At 72.9% G+C, this 16929-nt stretch carries 15 protein-coding genes; 9 read left to right on the forward strand and 6 right to left on the reverse strand.

From position 1 onward, the window contains the following. Positions 1–74: 74 nt before the first annotated feature. Together ACF1BE_RS07080 and ACF1BE_RS07085 are read right to left on the reverse strand one after the other, a co-directional pair. A complete protein-coding gene (locus tag ACF1BE_RS07080; RefSeq protein WP_392197954.1) occupies positions 75–839 on the reverse strand; it encodes a hypothetical protein in 765 nt (254 codons plus the stop codon). 34 nt (positions 840–873) lie between these two features. Continuing rightward, a complete protein-coding gene (locus ACF1BE_RS07085) occupies positions 874–1002 on the reverse strand; it encodes a hypothetical protein (protein ID WP_392197955.1) in 129 nt (42 codons plus the stop codon). Positions 1003–1808: 806 nt separating this feature from the next. Between ACF1BE_RS07085 and ACF1BE_RS07090 the strand changes: the two genes are divergently transcribed. From ACF1BE_RS07090 to ACF1BE_RS07100, 3 genes are all read left to right on the forward strand, one after another. Beyond that, complete coding sequence (locus ACF1BE_RS07090; RefSeq protein ID WP_392197956.1) at positions 1809–2774, forward strand: SCO0930 family lipoprotein; 966 nt, start codon at positions 1809–1811, stop codon at positions 2772–2774. Between the two features lie 301 nt (positions 2775–3075). Continuing rightward, on the forward strand, positions 3076–3888 hold the full coding sequence (locus ACF1BE_RS07095; RefSeq protein WP_392197957.1) for an SAM-dependent methyltransferase: 813 nt from the start codon (positions 3076–3078) through the stop codon (positions 3886–3888). Beyond that, positions 3885–6026: a putative bifunctional diguanylate cyclase/phosphodiesterase gene (locus ACF1BE_RS07100; protein WP_392197958.1), complete on the forward strand. Its 2142-nt coding sequence runs from the start codon at positions 3885–3887 to the stop codon at positions 6024–6026. Before ACF1BE_RS07095 ends, ACF1BE_RS07100 begins: the two co-directional genes overlap by 4 nt. 126 nt (positions 6027–6152) lie before the next feature. On the opposite strand, the gene ACF1BE_RS07105 is transcribed toward ACF1BE_RS07100, so the two are convergent. Beyond that, positions 6153–7037 (reverse strand): LysR family transcriptional regulator, encoded by an 885-nt coding sequence (locus tag ACF1BE_RS07105; RefSeq protein ID WP_392197959.1) that lies wholly within the window; start codon positions 7035–7037, stop codon positions 6153–6155. 119 nt (positions 7038–7156) lie between these two features. On the opposite strand from ACF1BE_RS07105, the gene ACF1BE_RS07110 reads away from it, so the two are divergent. The 5 genes from ACF1BE_RS07110 (at position 7157) to ACF1BE_RS07130 (ending at position 12557) form a co-directional block, all read left to right on the forward strand. After that, on the forward strand, positions 7157–7828 hold the full coding sequence (locus ACF1BE_RS07110; RefSeq protein ID WP_392198220.1) for a succinate dehydrogenase: 672 nt from the start codon (positions 7157–7159) through the stop codon (positions 7826–7828). Between the two features lies 1 nt (position 7829). Continuing rightward, entirely contained in the window at positions 7830–9788 is a 1959-nt protein-coding gene (locus tag ACF1BE_RS07115) for a fumarate reductase/succinate dehydrogenase flavoprotein subunit (protein WP_392197960.1), read from the forward strand. Beyond that, the gene (locus ACF1BE_RS07120) at positions 9785–10531 is read left to right on the forward strand and encodes a succinate dehydrogenase/fumarate reductase iron-sulfur subunit (RefSeq protein ID WP_392197961.1); all 747 of its coding nucleotides are present in this window, start codon (positions 9785–9787) and stop codon (positions 10529–10531) included. Before ACF1BE_RS07115 ends, ACF1BE_RS07120 begins: the two co-directional genes overlap by 4 nt. A gap of 341 nt (positions 10532–10872) precedes the next feature. Further along, the gene (locus tag ACF1BE_RS07125; RefSeq protein ID WP_392197962.1) at positions 10873–11643 is read left to right on the forward strand and encodes a GNAT family N-acetyltransferase; all 771 of its coding nucleotides are present in this window, start codon (positions 10873–10875) and stop codon (positions 11641–11643) included. Beyond that, positions 11643–12557, forward strand: a complete 915-nt coding sequence (locus ACF1BE_RS07130) for a lysophospholipid acyltransferase family protein (protein WP_392197963.1) — start codon at positions 11643–11645, stop codon at positions 12555–12557. Before ACF1BE_RS07125 ends, ACF1BE_RS07130 begins: the two co-directional genes overlap by 1 nt. Positions 12558–12625: 68 nt before the next feature. Here ACF1BE_RS07130 and ACF1BE_RS07135 read toward each other — a convergent pair whose 3' ends face one another. The 3 genes from ACF1BE_RS07135 to ACF1BE_RS07145 all read right to left on the reverse strand — a co-directional run bounded on the left by ACF1BE_RS07135 (position 12626) and on the right by ACF1BE_RS07145 (position 16263). Next, positions 12626–14956 (reverse strand): ATP-binding cassette domain-containing protein, encoded by a 2331-nt coding sequence (locus ACF1BE_RS07135; protein ID WP_392197964.1) that lies wholly within the window; start codon positions 14954–14956, stop codon positions 12626–12628. Positions 14957–14985: 29 nt separating this feature from the next. Next, positions 14986–15180, reverse strand: a complete 195-nt coding sequence (locus ACF1BE_RS07140) for an antitoxin (protein WP_392197965.1) — start codon at positions 15178–15180, stop codon at positions 14986–14988. Between the two features lie 75 nt (positions 15181–15255). Next, positions 15256–16263: an LLM class flavin-dependent oxidoreductase gene (locus ACF1BE_RS07145; protein ID WP_392197966.1), complete on the reverse strand. Its 1008-nt coding sequence runs from the start codon at positions 16261–16263 to the stop codon at positions 15256–15258. A gap of 133 nt (positions 16264–16396) precedes the next feature. Between ACF1BE_RS07145 and ACF1BE_RS07150 the strand changes: the two genes are divergently transcribed. Beyond that, positions 16397–16888, forward strand: coding sequence for a hypothetical protein (locus ACF1BE_RS07150; protein WP_392197967.1), 492 nt, complete (start codon positions 16397–16399; stop codon positions 16886–16888). Positions 16889–16929 lie beyond the last annotated feature (41 nt).

The raw sequence follows: 16929 nt of genomic DNA on the forward strand, positions 1-16929 counted from the left end.
AAGGCCTGCCGTGCGGTGCCGGGGCCGTGACCGGCGACGGCGGCCGGAAGGCGGCCGTGCACGCGGCCGGCGGGCTATCCGGTGATGGTCGGGAAGAGGTTCAGGAACGGTTCCGCGGTCACCGCGATGCCCCGGCTGTACGGGGCGTCGAGGTCCCAGATGAGGAACAGCATGAAGGCGATGGTGGCCGAGAACAGTCCGGCCAGGACCAGCTCGCGCCCGGTCCGGCGGATCTGGAGCGCGAACACCATGCCGATGGTGATCAGACCCCCGGTGATCAGCCCCCACCACACGACCGACGGCATGGTGGCCCCGGTGGAGTCGGCACGCGCGTTGCGCGCCTGGTCGGCCGCGCCGAGCTGGTCCAGCAGCGGCTGGTAGGTCTGGGCCTCGAAGTCGTTCCCCGGCCGGTAGTCGGTGACATCCTCCCGGATCTTGTGCAGCAGGGCGGCGCCGCGGTCCGTCACCTGTTCGTCGTCGGCCATCGCCGTCCACTCGGTGTGCACGACGTAGCCGACGTAGGCGTCGATGTCACGGCGGACGCGGTCACGGACGTCCGGCGGGTAGACCCGGACCCGCTCCGAGATCTCGTGCAGTGCCTGGGCCTCGGACTGCACGTAGTCCTGGGCGGCGCTGCGGGCCTCCCAGACGCCCGCGATGGCCAGGCCCAGGACGATGGCGTAGATGACGCCGATCCACATCGTCATGTACTCGATGACGTCCGGGGTCTCGCTGGGGTCCTCGTCCTCGGCCGCGGCCCGGTGCCGTAGCAGCGTGATGACGACCACCACGGCGCAGGCCCCCAGGATCGCGAGGACGAGAACAAGCCAATCCGACAACTGGTGCCTCCACAGGGTGAGCGGGGCCGGCGCGTCAGCGCGGGCGCAGTGCCGCGACGGCGACGATCGCGGGAACGGTGATGAGCAGGACGTACGTGACGGGCGTGGTGCGGCCGCGCGCGTGGTGGCTGACGTGGTGCGGGTGGTACGCCGGGTAGGTCACCGGCTTCACCGGGGGCCGTGGCGTGGGCGTGGGCGCCGGCTTCGGTGCGGGCTTCGGTGCGGGCTTCGGCCGGGCCGGCGGTGGCGGAGCGGGCGCCGGTGCCGGTGGAGGCGCCGGGGGAGCGGGCCGGACGGGCGGTCGTGGCCTGGGCGGTGCCGGTGTCGGCGTGGGGCGCGGACGGGGCGTCGGCGGGGGTGGGGGCGTCGGCGTCGGCTCGGGCGGCGTCGGCTCGGGCGGCGTCGGCTCGGGCGGCGTCGGCTCGGGCGGAGGCGGAGGCGGCGGAGGTGGTGTGGGTGTGGGCGTCGGTGTGGGCGGGCACGGCGGCGGGGGCGGCTCGGGGCAGGGCGGGTCCGGCCAGTGCCGGCCGCCGGCGTGGGCGACCGCCACCGTGCCCCCCGGTCCGGTCGAGGCGGACGCGCAGGCATCGGCCGAGGCGCTGCCGGCCGGACAGCCCACCAGGGTCCAGGTCAGCGTCAACAGGGCCAACACCCTTGTGGTGGGTGCGCATCGGGTCGCTTCGAGTCCATGCACGACGAAGATCATGGAGGGTGAGAAGCCGTTGTGCGCCGTTGTGCGCCCACAATGCTCCGAAGGGGGGACATGGTGCGATCAATGGTTTGACGGCGGGATGGGCCCCACCGGGGCGATGCGCACGTCCGTACGACCCCGCTGAGGGCCGGACGCGTCGCAGGCCCGGAAAGAATTTCCGGCCGCCGTTGAACGCTGCGGCCCCCGTGCCGCGTACCCATGGCCGTGCGGCATCGCGGCAGGCGCTGCGATATCCAGGCGATATTGGGGAGTTACGGATGAAGACCTCCTGGCGGACCGCCTCACTGGTGGCCACGGCAGCCTCGGTGCTGGCCCTGACGACGGCGTGCGGTCAGGACAACAGCGCCGCTCCCGCGGCGGCGGCCCAGAACGTCGGGGCCACGGCCGCGGCCGGTGACTACGGCAGCCCGGGCGCCGGGACCGCGACCGCCGCGGGCAACGGGTACGGCGCCGACGGCAGCCAGAGTTCCAGCTCCCCGACCGCGGCGGCGCCCGCGGGGAAGCTGACCGTGGCCAGCAATCCCGATCTGGGCAGCGTGCTGACCGACGGCTCCGGTCTCACCCTCTACCGGTTCGACAAGGACACCGCCAACCCGCCCAGCTCGAACTGTGCCGGGGACTGCGCCACCACCTGGCCGCCGGTCCCCGCCGACGACGCCAGTGCCGGCGCCGGCATCGACAAGGCGCTGCTCGGCGAGGTCACCCGCGCCGACGGCACCAAGCAGCTCACCGTCGGCGGCTGGCCCGCCTACCGGTATGCCAAGGACGTCAACTCCGGTGACGTCAACGGCCAGGGCGTGGGTGGCAAGTGGTTCGCGCTGGCCCCCACGGGCAAGAAGGCCAAGGTGTCCGATCTGCCGGGCCTGTCCGTCCGCAAGGACCCCAAGCTCGGTGAGGTCGTCGTGGACAAGAACGGCATGACGGTCTACCGCTTCCTGAAGGACCAGGCCTGGCCGAAGTCCGTCTCCAACTGCACGGGCGCCTGCCTGGAGAAGTGGCCGGCCGTCGGTCCGGTGAACGCGGACGACACGGAGGGCGTCAAGAAGAAGGGCCTGATGCCTTTCACCCGCCCCGACGGCGTCCGGCAGATGTCGGTCAACTGCTGGCCGATCTACACCTTTTCCGGGGACAAGGCCCCCGGTGACACCAACGGTCAGGGCGTCGGCGGCACCTGGTACGCCGTCTCGCCCGACGGCAAGCCGGTCGGCGCGCCGGGCAAGTAGATCACCTCCCCAGGGTCGATCGTCCCGCCCGGCCCGGCGCTACGACCGAAGGTCCGCCCCCTCCGCACCGCACGGAGGGGGCGGACCCTTGTGCGTTGCGCCGCAGGCGCCGGTCGTGGCGACGGCCGTGCCGGCGGCTGCCGTGGGGCCGTCACACAGCGGGGCCGTACGGGCATTTGCCGCAGGCAGTGACCGGGAACGGATGGTCAATTTCCGTTTCAGGTCGCTCCTTTGGCGGGCGATCAGTAGCCTCAGCTCGAACACCGGATCGCCTACACCTGTCCACGCCTTGGAGACATACATGGAGCGTCCCGCCTGGGCCCCACGGAGCATCGACATCTCGGTGCCGAGCGTCTCACGGATCTACGACTACTACCTGGGCGGTTCGCACAACTTCGAGGTCGACCGGGAAGCGGCCCGCAAGGCCATGGAGTTCATGCCGGGCCTGCCGAAGATCATGCAGGCCAACCGGGCGTTCATGCGCCGGGCCGTGCGGTTCGCGGCCGGGGAGGGCATCACCCAGTTCCTCGACATCGGCTCCGGTATCCCCACGTTCGGCAGCGTCCACGAGGTGGCCGGGGCCGCCGTGCCGGGCGCCCGCGTGGTCTACGTCGACCACGACCCGGTCGCCGTCGCCCACAGCGAGGCGGTCCTCGCGGGTCACGAAGACGCCGGCGTCATCGCCGCCGACCTGCGCAAGCCGCAGGAGATCCTCTCGGCGCCCCGGCTGGAGCAGCTGATCGACCTGAATCGGCCAGTGGCCCTCCTCCTCGTTGCCATACTGCACTTCGTGGAAGACGCGGACGACCCGTACGGTGCGGCGGCCGAGTTGCGCGAGGCACTCGCGCCCGGCAGCCTGCTGATCCTCACGCACGCCTCGTACGAGGGGATCCCGGTGCCCGCCGAGCGGGCCGAGGGTGCCGTGGACGTGTACAAGGACATCCGCAACCCGCTGATCATGCGCTCGCGCGAGGAGATCGCGCGGTTCTTCGAGGGGTACGACATGGTGGAACCCGGACTGGTGCCGATGCCGCACTGGCGCCCGGACTCGGCTCCCGAGGACGAGGATCCGTATGCCTTCTCCGGCTTCGCCGGCGTGGGGCGTACGGCGTGACCGCGGAGCCGGACGGGCCGGAGGACAGACTGCGCCGGCTGACGACGATCTGGAGCCGGGCGGTCTTCCCCGTCACCTCCACCTCGCTGACCCGCCCCGAGTTCGAGGAGCGACTTCTGCCGCTGGCCCGCCGGTTGAGCCGACTGCTGCGGGCCCGCAGCTTCGACGCGGACGCGGCGAAGGCCGTCGGCGCCGCCCTGGTCGGGGCGCACTGCACCGACCCGGAGGCGCTCACCCGCACCCTGGACTGCGTCGACGCGTACCTGGTCCTGTACTGCGGCGAGGACGGCCCCCAGGACGAACTGCGCATGCGTTCCTCACGGTTGCAGCATGCGATGGCCGCCGGCTACGCCCAGGCACTGCGGGAACGCACCCTCGCCGAGCAGCAGGCCATCGCCCAGGCCGCGTTGCAGGCCCAGGGCCTGGTCGCGCAGGCGCTGCACGCCAGTGAGGCCCGTTTCCGCGCGGTCTTCGAGGGCGCCGCCATAGGGATCGGCATCGCCGCCCTCGACGGCACCGTCCTCCAGGTCAACGAGGCGCTGCTGCGGATGTTCGGGGCCTCTCCGCAGTCCCTGCGCGGCCGGCGCGTCCAGGACTGGGTGCACCCCGAGGACGCCCCGCAGACCTGGCGTCTCTACGACGAACTCGTGCGCGGCGAGCGCGAGCACTACCACATGGAGAAGGCGTTCAACCGCCCCGACGGCACCGTCCTGTGGACCAACCTGACGGTCTCGCTGCTGCGCGACGCCGACGGCAACCCGCAGTACCAGCTCGCCCTGATGGAGGACACCACCGAGCGCCGGCTGCTCAACCTCCGGCTGCGTTACGAGGCCACGCACGACGCCCTCACCGGCCTGCCCAACCGCACCCTGTTCTTCGAGCGGCTGGAGAAGGCCCTGAACGCGGGCGAGGGCCAGCGCTTCGGGCTGTGCTACCTCGACCTGGACGGCTTCAAGACCATCAACGACAGCCTCGGTCACGCGGCCGGCGACCGGCTGCTGGTGGAGGTCGCCGACCGGTTGCAGTCGTGCGCCACCGCGCCCGGCGAGATGGTCGCCCGGCTCGGCGGCGACGAGTTCGTGGCCCTGACCACCGGTCCCGGCACCGACCACGAGGTCGACGAACTCGCCGAGCGCATCATGAACGCGCTGGTCACACCGGTCAGCATCGACGGCCGTGACCTGCTGGTCCGCGGCAGCCTCGGCATCGTCGAGGGCCCGGCGGGCGAACGCACCGCGGCGGAGGTCCTGCGCAGCGCCGACATCACCATGTACCGGGCCAAGTCGGCGGGCGGCAACCGCTCGGAACTCGCCGACCCCGAGGCCGACGCCCGCGCCATCACCCGGCACGGACTGACCACGGCCCTGCCGACCGCCCTGGAACGCGGTGAGTTCTTCATCGAGTACCAGCCCCTGGTCCACCTCGGTGACGGCAGCGTGCGCGGCGCCGAGGCGCTGGTGCGCTGGCTGCATCCGCAGCACGGCGTCCTCGGCCCCGACCGGTTCATCCCGCTGGCCGAGCACACGGGCCTGATCGTGCCGCTGGGCCGCTGGGTGCTGGAGGAGTCGATCTGCCAGGCCCGCGCCTGGCGCGAGCGCCACGCCGGACAGGCCGCCGGCCCGCTGCGCATCAACGTCAACCTCTCGCCCTGCCAGCTCACCCATCCCGGGCTGGTCCAGGACACGGTCGACATCCTGGAACGCGCGGGCGTCACCCCGGACGCGCTGTGCCTGGAGGTCACCGAGTCCGCCCTGATCGGCGCCGACGACGACCTGCTCAAACCGCTGCGCCGGCTCGCGGAGATGGGCGTCGACATCGCCCTGGACGACTTCGGCACCGGCTATTCCAACCTGGCCAACCTGCGCCGTCTGCCGGTGAGCATCCTCAAACTGGACCGCTCCTTCACCCAGGGCATGCAGCAGTTCCCCGCCGACCCCGTCGACCTGAAGATCGTGGAGGGCATCGTCTCCCTCGCCCACAGCCTGGACCTCGCGGTCACGGTCGAGGGCGTGGAGACCGGCGCGCAGGCCGAGCAGCTGCGGATCCTGGGCTGCGACACGGCCCAGGGCTGGTACTACGCCCGCCCGGGCCCGCCCGAGCGTCTGCACGACCTGACCCTGGTGGACGCGACCGGCTGACCGTGCGGCGGGGACGCGCCGTGCCCTCCTACCAGCGTGAACCGCGCGGCGTGTCACGGCGGGGGAGGTCCCGGCGCGCCGGGCACCGGGCCGACGTGCCCCGGCCCGCGCCCCTTGCCGCCCGGGTCAGCGTTCGAGCAGCATCCGCTGAAGCTCCCGGGCGGCCCGGGGCGGCGCCACGTCGCTGCGGTGAGCCAGGGCGATGGTCCGGTGCAGTCCCGGCCGGGTCAGCGGGGTGACCCGTAGCCCCTGCCCCGCCCGGGCGGCCACCATCCGCGGTACCACGGCGATCCCCAGCCCCGCCCGCACGAAGCCCAGCACCGCGTCCATCTCGCCGCCCTCCACGGCGAAGTCCGGCTCGAACCCGGCGGAGCGGCACGCGGCGACGGTCAGCTCCCGCAGGTCGTACCCGTGCCGGAACATGACCAGCCGTTCCCCCTCCAGCTCGGCGATCTCCAGGACCCGACCGCCCCGGCCGGGCACCGGCGCCTCCGGTGAGGACACCACCACCAGGTCCTCCCGCAGCAGTTCCACGGTGGTCAGCGCGGGCGCCGGCGTCGGCAGCGGCAGGACCACGAGCGCCAGGTCGAGGGCGCCCCGCGCCAGCTCCCGCACCAGGTCGTGCGAGCCGCCCTCCTCGATCAGCAGGCGGATTCCCGGATACAGGTCGTGGAACGCGCGCAGCACGTCCGGCAGCAGGCCCGTGCACAGGCTCGGTGTCGCCCCGAGCCGCACCCGCCCGCGCCGCAGCTGCGCCAGCTCCTGCACCTCCTGCCGGGCGGTGTCCGCGTCGGCCAGGATGCGCCGGGCCAGCGGCAGCAGTGCCGCACCGGCGTCGGTGAGCGTGATGTTGCCCCGGGCGCGCAGGAACAGATCCGCGCCCAGCTCCCGCTCCAGCGCCTTGATCTGCTGGGACAGCGAGGGCTGGGCCACATGGACCAACTCGGCGGCCCGGGTGAAGTGCCGGGTCTCGGCGACGGCCACGAAGTACTGGAGCTGCTGGAACTGCATCCCACCAGCATAGCCACCGCCTATCGAAACGAGCCGGACCATGTCTTGGACCGATCGCGTGCGCCGGGCCTAGCGTCTGTCTCATGGCTCTGGCAACGCGGACGGACCGGCGACCGTCCATGGCACGCACGCTGTGGGACTCCACGGTCGGCAAGAAGACGGTGATGGCCGTCAGCGGCGTGATCATGCTGCTGTACCTGGTCGCCCACGTCATCGGCAACCTCAAGATCTTCTTCGGTCCGGCGGAGTTCAACCACTACGCCCACTGGCTGCGCACGGCCGGCGAACCCTTCATGCACTACGAGTGGACGCTCTGGCTCGTCCGGACCGTCCTCCTCGCCGCCGTGGCCGCCCACGCCACGTCCGCCTACCAGCTCAGCCGCCGCGACCTCAGGGCACGGCCCAGCGCGTACGTGCACAAGAAACCGAGGGCGAGCTACGCCACCCGCACCATGCGCTGGGGCGGTGTGATCCTCGGCCTGTTCATCGTCTGGCACGTGCTGGACCTGACCACCGGCACCGTGCACCCGGGAGGCTTCCAGCAGGGCCACCCGTACCAGAACGTCGTGGACACCTTCTCCACCTGGTACGGCAACGTCGTCTACATCGTCGCGATGCTCGCGCTCGGCCTGCACGTCCGGCACGGCTTCTGGAGCGCCGCCCAGACCCTCGGCGTCGGCAGCCGCACCCGCGACCGCGCCCTGAGGGCCGTCGCCGACATTCTCGCAGCCGCGCTCACGGCCGGCTTCATCGCCGTACCCGTGGGCGTCATGACCGGAGTGGTGAGCTGACATGACCGTTTCCCCGGAGTACACCGACTACGCGACCGGCGCGCCGGTGACCGACACCAAGGCCCCCTCCGGGCCCGTCCACGAGCGCTGGGACAGGCGCCGCTTCGAGGCGAAGCTGGTCAACCCCGCCAACCGGCGCAAGCACACGGTCATCGTCGTCGGCACCGGCCTCGCCGGCGGCTCCGCGGGCGCCACCCTCGCCGAACAGGGCTACCACGTCGTCCAGTTCTGCTACCAGGACTCCCCGCGCCGCGCCCACTCCATCGCCGCGCAGGGCGGCATCAACGCGGCGAAGAACTACCGCAACGACGGCGACTCGGTCCACCGGCTGTTCTACGACACCGTCAAGGGCGGCGACTTCCGCGCCCGGGAGTCCAACGTCCACCGGCTCGCGCAGATCTCCGTCGAGATCATCGACCAGTGCGTCGCGCAGGGCGTGCCCTTCGCCCGCGAGTACGGCGGCCTGCTCGACACCCGCTCCTTCGGCGGCGTCCAGGTCTCCCGCACGTTCTACGCCCGCGGCCAGACGGGCCAGCAGCTCCTGCTGGGCGCCTACCAGGCGCTCTCCAGGCAGATCGCCGCCGGGAACGTGGAGATGCACCCCCGCACCGAGATGCTGGACCTGATCGTCGTCGACGGCCGGGCCCGCGGGATCGTGGCGCGCGACCTCGTCACCGGCAGGATCGACACGTACTTCGCCGACGCCGTCGTGCTGGCCAGCGGCGGCTACGGCAACGTCTTCCACCTGTCGACCAACGCCATGAACTCCAACGCGACCGCCGTCTGGCGGGCGCACCGGCGCGGCGCGTACTTCGCCAACCCCTGTTTCACCCAGATCCATCCCACCTGCATCCCGCGCACCGGCGACCACCAGTCCAAGCTGACCCTGATGAGCGAGTCGCTGCGCAACGACGGCCGGATCTGGGTGCCCAGGGCGAAGGGCGACGACCGCCCGCCGCACCAGATCCCCGAGGACGAGCGCGACTACTACCTGGAGCGCATCTATCCCTCCTTCGGCAACCTCGTGCCCCGGGACATCGCCTCCCGCGCCGCGAAGAACGTCTGCGACGAGGGCAGGGGAGTGGGCCCCGGCGGCCAGGGCGTGTACCTGGACTTCGCCGACGCCGTCCGGCGGATGGGCCGGCAGGCCGTGAAGGACAGGTACGGCAACCTCTTCGACATGTACCAGCGGATCACCGACGAGGATCCGTACCAGGTGCCGATGCGGATCTACCCGGCCGTGCACTACACGATGGGCGGACTGTGGGTCGACTACGACCTCCAGACCACCGTCCCCGGCCTGTTCGCCGTCGGCGAGGCCAACTTCTCCGACCACGGCGCCAACCGGCTCGGCGCCTCCGCGCTGATGCAGGGCCTGGCCGACGGCTACTTCGTGCTCCCGGCCACCATCAACGACTACCTGGCCCGCACCCCGCACCAGGAGCCGGTCACCGGCGCACACCCCGTCGTCCAGGAGGTGCTCGCCGAGACCGAGGACCGGCTGAACCTGCTGCTGGCGGTGGACGGCGACCGAACCCCGGACTCCTTCCACCGTGAACTCGGCGAACTGCTCTGGGAGTTCTGCGGCATGGCCCGTACGGACAGTGGGCTGCGCAAGGCCCTGGAGCGCATCCCCCAGATCCGCGAGGAGTTCTGGCGGCGCATCAGGGTGCCCGGCACCGGCGCGGAGTTCAACCAGTCGTTGGAGAAGGCCAACCGCGTCGTCGACTACCTGGAACTCGCCGAGCTGATGTGCCTCGACGCGCTGCACCGCACCGAGTCCTGCGGCGGCCACTTCCGCGAGGAGTCCCAGACCCCGGACGGCGAGGCGGCCCGCAAGGACGACGTGTTCTCGTACGCCGCCGCCTGGGAGTTCACCGGCACCGGCCAGGCACCCGTCCTGCACCGGGAGGACCTGGTCTTCGAGTACGTCCACCCCACCCAGCGGAGCTACGCATGAAGCTCACCCTGCGCGTCTGGCGGCAGAAGAACGCCGACGCCGAAGGCGCCATGTCCACCTACGAGGTGGACGGCATCTCGCCCGACATGTCCTTCCTGGAGATGCTGGACGTCCTCAACGAACGGCTCATCCTCTCCGGCGAGGAGCCGGTCGCCTTCGACCACGACTGCCGCGAGGGCATCTGCGGCGCGTGCTCGCTCGTCATCAACGGCGACGCGCACGGGCCCCAACGCACCACCACCTGCCAACTGCACATGCGGTCCTTCCAGGACGGCGACACGATCGACGTCGAGCCCTGGCGGGCGTCCGCCTTCCCGGTGATCAAGGACCTGGTCGTGGACCGGTCGGCGTTCGACCGGATCATCCAGGCCGGCGGTTACGTCACCGTGCCCACCGGTTCCGCGCCGGAAGCGCACGCCACCCCGGTGCCGAAGGCCGATGCCGACCTCGCGTTCGAACACGCGGAGTGCATCGGCTGCGGCGCGTGCGTGGCCGCGTGCCCCAACGGGGCGGCGATGCTGTTCACCTCGGCGAAGGTCAACCACCTCAACGTCCTGCCGCAGGGCGCGCCCGAGCGGGAGACACGGGTGCTGGACATGGTGGCGCAGATGGACGCGGAGGGCTTCGGCGGGTGCACGCTGGCGGGGGAGTGCGCGACCGCCTGCCCGAAGGGCATCCCGCTCGTCTCCATCACGCGCATGAACAAGGAGTGGCTGCGGGCCACCCGGAAGGTCGGACGGTAGCGCCGTCAGGGGGAAGGGGAGGACCGGGGCCCGGCGGACGCCGGCCGCCCACGGCTCCCCGCGCCCCCGGGACGCTTGGTGAACGTTCGCCCACATACGGGCGGACGGGCGGGGCCGGGTAGGTGCTCACCCGGCCCCGTCTGATTACCCCGGCGGCACACCCGGCCCGCCGGACGGGCCCCCGAGGACGGCTGACCCTGCCGTTCAGCATCCCCACATGCGCTCTCCCGGCACCCGTCACACGTCCGCCAACCGGCATCGGAAGAACAGGGGACGGCGGGCCGCACGCACCAGGACCCGCCTCCGCTGTCGCCGACCCGGCCCGTGACCAGGAGAGTGCCATGACCGGCGTGTCCACCCTCGACCGTCCCCCGCAGCCCGCGGCACCCGCCCGCTACACCGTCACCCTCGCCCGCGACGAGGCCGGCGTGCGCGCCGCGCAGCGCCTGCGGCACGACGTCTTCGCCGGCGAGCTGGGCGCCCTGCTGACCAGCCCGGAGCCCGGCCTCGACGTCGACGCCTTCGACGCGTACTGCGACCACCTGCTCGTCCACGACATCGCCACCGGGCAGGTGGTCGGCACCTACCGGCTGCTGCCGCCGGAGCGGGCCGCGGTCGCCGGCCGCCTCTGCTCCGAGAGCGAGTTCGAGCTCGGCGCGCTCGACCCGATCCGGCCCGGCCTGGTCGAGGTCGGCCGCTCCTGCGTCCACCCCGACCACCGCGACGGCGCGGTCATCGGCCTGATCTGGGCCGGCATAGCCCGCTACATGACCGACCGGGGGCACGAGTGGCTGGCGGGCTGCTGCTCCGTGCCGCTCGCCGACGGCGGCGCCCTCGCCTCCGCCACCTGGGACCGGGTCCGTTCCCGGCACCTCGCCCCCGACGCGTTCCGGGTCCGGCCCCTGCTGCCGTGGGTCCCCGACGCCGGCCTCCCGGCCACCCGCGCCGAACTCCCCGCCCTGCTGCGCGGCTATCTCCGCCTCGGCGCCTGGGTCTGCGGCGAGCCCGCGCACGACCCCGGTTTCGGCGTCGCCGACCTGTACGTCCTGTTGTCGATGCGCCGGATCGACCCGCGCTACCTGCGGCACTTCCTCTCCCTCGTGCCGGCCTGATGGGCGGCTGGCTGCCCGGCGCGCCCTGCACCCCGGGCGCCTGCGTGGACCGGGCCGGGACCGTCGTGGCCGTGCCCCGCGCCCTGCTGCGGCTCGCCGCGCTCACGGCGCTCGTACTGGCCGGGGTGGTGCTGTCCCCGCTCGGCCGGCGGTGCCCAGGCCTGCGGGGCGGAATCCCCGCCGACTGGACCAGACGGTGGTGCCGGGCGATCGTGCGGGCCGCCGGAGTGCGCGTCGGCATCACCGGCACCGCCCCGCCGGCCGGCGGGCTGCTGCTGGTCGCCAACCACGTCTCCTGGCTGGACATCCCGCTGCTCACCGCCGTACGCCCCGCCCGGCTGCTGGCCAAGAGCGAGATCCGGCGGTGGCCCGTGGCCGGCGCCCTGGCCGGGCGCGGCGGGACCCTGTTCATCGAACGGGACCGGCTGCGCGCCCTGCCGGAGACCGTGGAACGGATCTCCGGCGCCCTCCGGACGGGCGCGGCCGTCACCGCCTTCCCCGAGGGCAGCACCTGGTGCGGGCGCGCCCACGGCCGCTTCCACCGCGCCGTCTTCCAGGCCGCGCTCGACGCGGGCGTGCCCGTCCAGCCGGTCCGCCTGCGCTACCGGCAGTGGGACGGCCGGTCCGGCACCGCGGCGGCCTTCGTCGGCGAGGACACCTTCCTCGCCTCGCTGTGGCGGGTGGCCCGCACCCGGGGCCTGGTCGCCGAGGTGGACGTCCGGCCGGTGATCCCGCCGGGCGCCCACCCCGACCGGCGGGCCCTCGCCCACGCCGCCCAGCCGGCCGGCCCCGAGCCCGCCTGGACCCACGCGACCCTGGTCGCCGGCGTCCGGCACGGGCCGTACACCGGCGCCGGCCCGCTCACCACACCGATGCCCCGGGTCCCGGCGGACCGCGCCCGGCGCGGGGCGTGACGTGTGCCGGGTACGGCGCTGCCGGGTCGACCACCGGTGCCCCAAGTTCCCGGGGGGCCGCTGGTGGCTCAGGGCATGACGCGCGCCAGGTACGGCGCCGTCGCACTGGTCCGGGTCCTGGCCACCCGCTCCGGCGGGCCGGCCGCCACGATCCGGCCGCCCCGGTCGCCGCCACCCGGACCGAGGTCGATCACCCAGTCGGCGCCGGCGACCACCGTCATGTCGTGCTCGACGACCACCACCGTGTGCCCGGCGTCGACCAGCCCGTGCAGCCGGTCGGTGAGCACCTCCACATCGGCCGGGTGCAGTCCGGTCGTCGGTTCGTCCAGCAGATACAGGGTGTGGCCGCGGCGCCCGCGCTGCAGTTCGCTCGCCAGCTTGATCCGCTGCGCCTCCCCGCCGGACAGTTCGGTCGCGGGCTGGCCCAGCCGCAGATAGCCGAGGCCCACGTCGAGCAGCGTGCCCAGACTGCGCGCGGCGGCCGGGATGTCCGCGAAGAACTCCGCCGCCGACTCCACCGTCAGATCGAGCACCTCGGCGATGGTCCGGCCCCGGTACGGCACCCGCAGGGTCTCGGGGTTGTAGCGGGCCCCGCCGCAGTCGGGGCACGGCGCGTACGTGCTCGGCAGGAACAGCAGCTCGACGCTGACGAACCCCTCGCCCTGACAGGTCTCGCAGCGCCCTCCCGCCACGTTGAAGGAGAACCGCCCGGCCCCGTAGCCGCGCGCCCGCGCCTCGTCCGTGCCGGCGAACACCTTGCGTACGACGTCGAACAGGCCCGTGTAGGTGGCCAGGTTGGAGCGCGGGGTGCGCCCGATGGGCTTCTGGTCGACCCGGACCAGCCGCTCGACGCCCGCCGGCCGCTCCGCCAGCTCGCCGACGAGCGTGGACTTCCCCGATCCGGAGACACCCGTCACAGCGGTGAACGCGCCGAGCGGGAACTCGGCCGTCACACCGCGCAGGTTGTGCCGGGTCACCGGGCCCACGGTGAGCCAGCCGCGCGGCCGGCGCACCTCGCGCACGGGTCCGGGGGACTCGTCGAAGAGGTACGCGGCGGTCGCCGACTCCTCGACCGAGGCCAGTTCGGCCACCGGCCCGCTGTACAGCACCCGCCCGCCGTGCTCGCCCGCGCCCGGACCCACGTCCACCAGCCAGTCGGCGCCGCGCACCACCTCAAGGTGGTGTTCCACCACGAACACCGAGTTGCCCGCGGCCTTCAGCCGCTCCAGTACGGTGATCAGCGCCTCGGTGTCAGCCGGGTGCAGTCCGGCGGACGGCTCGTCCAGCACGTACACCACGCCGAACAGTCCGGAGCGCAACTGGGTGGCGAGCCTGAGTCGTTGCAGCTCGCCGGCCGAGAGCGTGGGGGTGGCCCGGTCCAGGCTGAGATAGCCGAGGCCCAGTTCGGTCACCGGCTCGATCCTGGACGTCAGATCCGCGGTGAGGACCCGGGCCGTCTCCGTGTCGCCTTGGAGGAACCGGGCGAGGTCGGTCAACGGCAGCGCGGCCAGGTCGGCGATGGTCCGGCCGGCGAAGGTGACCGCGAGCGCCTCGGGCCGCAGCCGGCTGCCTCCGCAGTCGGGGCAGGGGGCGCTGGTGAGGAACCGCTCCGCCTTGGCCCGCAGGGTGGGTGAGCGGGTGTCCGAGAACGTCTTCAGCACATACCGGCGGGCGCTCATGTACGTGCCCTGGTAGGGCCGTTGGATGCGGTCGGCGTCCCGGACGGGGTGGACGGTGACGACCGGCTGTTCGTCCGTGAACAGGATCCACTCGCGCTGTGCGGCGGGCAGGTCGCGCCAGGGCCGGTCCACGTCGTACCCGAGCGTGTCGAGGATGTCCCGCAGGTTCTTGCCCTGCCAGGCGCCCGGCCAGGCCGCGACGGCGCCCTCTCGGACGGACAGCGACGGATCCGGGACCAGCAGCCCCTCCGTCGTCTCGTGCACCCGGCCGAGACCGTGGCACCCGGGGCAGGCGCCGGCCGCGGTGTTCGGCGAGAACGCGTCCGAGTCGAGCCGTTCGGCCCCGGGCGGGTACGTCCCGGCGCGGGAGAAGAGCATGCGCAGCGAGTTGGAGAGGTTGGTGACCGTGCCCACCGAGGAGCGCGAGGTGGGGGCCGAGCGGCGTTGTTGCAGCGAGACCGCGGGCGGCAGCCCGCTGATCTCTCCGACCGCCGGAGCCCCCACCTGGTGGATCAGCCTGCGCGCGTAGGGTGCGACCGACTCGAAGTACCGCCGCTGGGCCTCGGCGTAGATGGTGCCGAACGCCAGGGACGACTTCCCCGAGCCGGAGACGCCGGTGAACACGGCCAGCACGTCCCGGGGGATGTCCACGTCGACGCCCTTGAGGTTGTGCTCGCGGGCGCCGCGGACGCGGACGTACGGGTCATGGGGGCTGTGCATCGGGAGGAGACTCTAGCCGCCCCCGCGGGTCACCCCCGCGGCGGGTCGCCCTGGTCGCGTGGGGTGCCGAACTCGTCCCTCAGCTTGTCCTGCCCGGTGTCGACCTGCGACTGGTACTTGTTCCCGGTCCGCTGGTCGATCTGGTCGCCGCCCTTGTCGATGCCCTTGCCGGCCATGTCCTCGTGGCCCTTGAGCATGCCCTTGATCTTGTCCATGAAGGACATTGACAAGCCTCCTCGTCGTTCGGAATGTGCCCTCCCAGGGTCACCGGCCCCAGCCCGGTCCGCATCTCGGGCACCTCACCGCCGCGGCGCGAGGAGTGCGGCGAGCCGCCGGTGGGAGTCCAGCAGGGCCGTACGTTCGTAGGTGCTGGTGGTGACCAGCACCTCCTGCGCGTCCGTCTCCTTCAGGACCGCCTCCAGTTCGTGGGCGACCTGTTCCGCGGTGCCGGCGATGTGCCCGGCGAGAGCGGACTCGTAGAGGTTCCGTTCCCTCGCGGACATCGGCCGGGCCTCGACGGCCTCGGCTGGGGCGAGTGGCGGGAAGGTGCCGTGCGTGCGGGAGTACGCCATCGACCACGCCTCGGGGATCAGCAGCCGGCGTGCCTCCGCCTCGGTACCGGCGACCGCGACCGTGCCGGAGATCACCACGTACGGCTCGGCCGCCCAGGGGGAGGGGCGGAACAGGGAGCGGTACCGGTCGATGCCGCGGAGCATCCGCTCGCGGTCGCGCAGGTCCCCGATCACCATCGGCAGGCCCGCGCCGGCCGCGGTCCGGGCCCCCTCGCCCGTCGCCAGCACGAACGGCGGCACCGACAGTCCCTCCGCCGGGCGGGCATGCACCCCGGTGGGTGAACCGCCCGTGAACCAGTCCAGCAGCTCGCCGAGCTGCGCCCCGAAGTCCTCGGCGTCCCCCTTGTCCCGGCCGAGGGCCCGGCGCACCCCGTTCGTGAAGCCCACGGAACGGCCCAGCCCCATGTCGATCCGCCCGGGGAACAGTGACTCCAGCACGCCGAACTGTTCGGCGACGACCAGCGGCCGGTGGTTGGGCAGCATGACGCCACCGGTGCCGACCCGGATCGTGCGGGTGGCCGCGGCGACCGCGGCGGCGAGCACGGTGGGCGCGGAACCGGCGACGCCCGGCACGCCGTGGTGCTCGGACACCCAGAACCGGTGGAAGCCGAGCACCTCCGCCTCCCGGGCCAGCGCGACGGTGTCCCGCAGCGCCTCGGCGGGCGGGCGCCCCTCGCGGGTGCGGGAGCGGTCGAGGAGGGAGAAACGGGTCCGGGCGATCACTGAGCTGCTCACGCAGGGTTCAACGCCCCGGGGGGCCCAGGATTCCCGCGGTCACCGCGATCAGCGCGTACTCCGGCGAGCTGGGGTGGACGGTCGCCGGGTCGCCGGGGTTGCCGGGGCCCGGCGGCTGGCTAGGGTGTCCGGTGTGACCGACAGCAGCCGTCGCCCGCTCGCCGTGTTCGACCTCGACAACACGCTCGCCGACACCGCTCACCGGCAGCACTTCCTGGCCGGCCGGCCGCGCGACTGGGACGCGTTCTTCGCCGCCGCGCCCCAGGACCCGCCGCTCGCCGAGGGCGTGGCGCTGGCCGTGGAGAGCGCCCGCGAGTACGAGGTCGTCTACCTCACGGGCCGTCCCGAGCGGTGCCGCCGGGACACCCTGGAGTGGCTCGCGGACCACAATCTGCCCGAGGGGCGCGTGCACATGCGGAGCGACGCCGACCGCAGGCCCGCCCGGTTCACCAAGCTGCGGATCCTGCGGCGGCTCGCCCGGGACCGCGAGGTGCGCTTCCTGGTGGACGACGACGAGCTGGTGTGCGACGACGCCGAGCGTGCCGGGTTCACCGTCGTGCGGGCCCGCTGGGCCGCGAAGTCGGCCGCGCTGGAGGAGGCGCAGGAGCGGGACGGCCGCACCTGACACCGGGACGGCCGCACCTGACACCGGCCGGCTCCACCTGC

It is taken from the genome of Streptomyces sp. NPDC014991 (genome assembly GCF_043080665.1).
Taxonomy (GTDB): Bacteria; Actinomycetota; Actinomycetes; order Streptomycetales; family Streptomycetaceae; genus Streptomyces.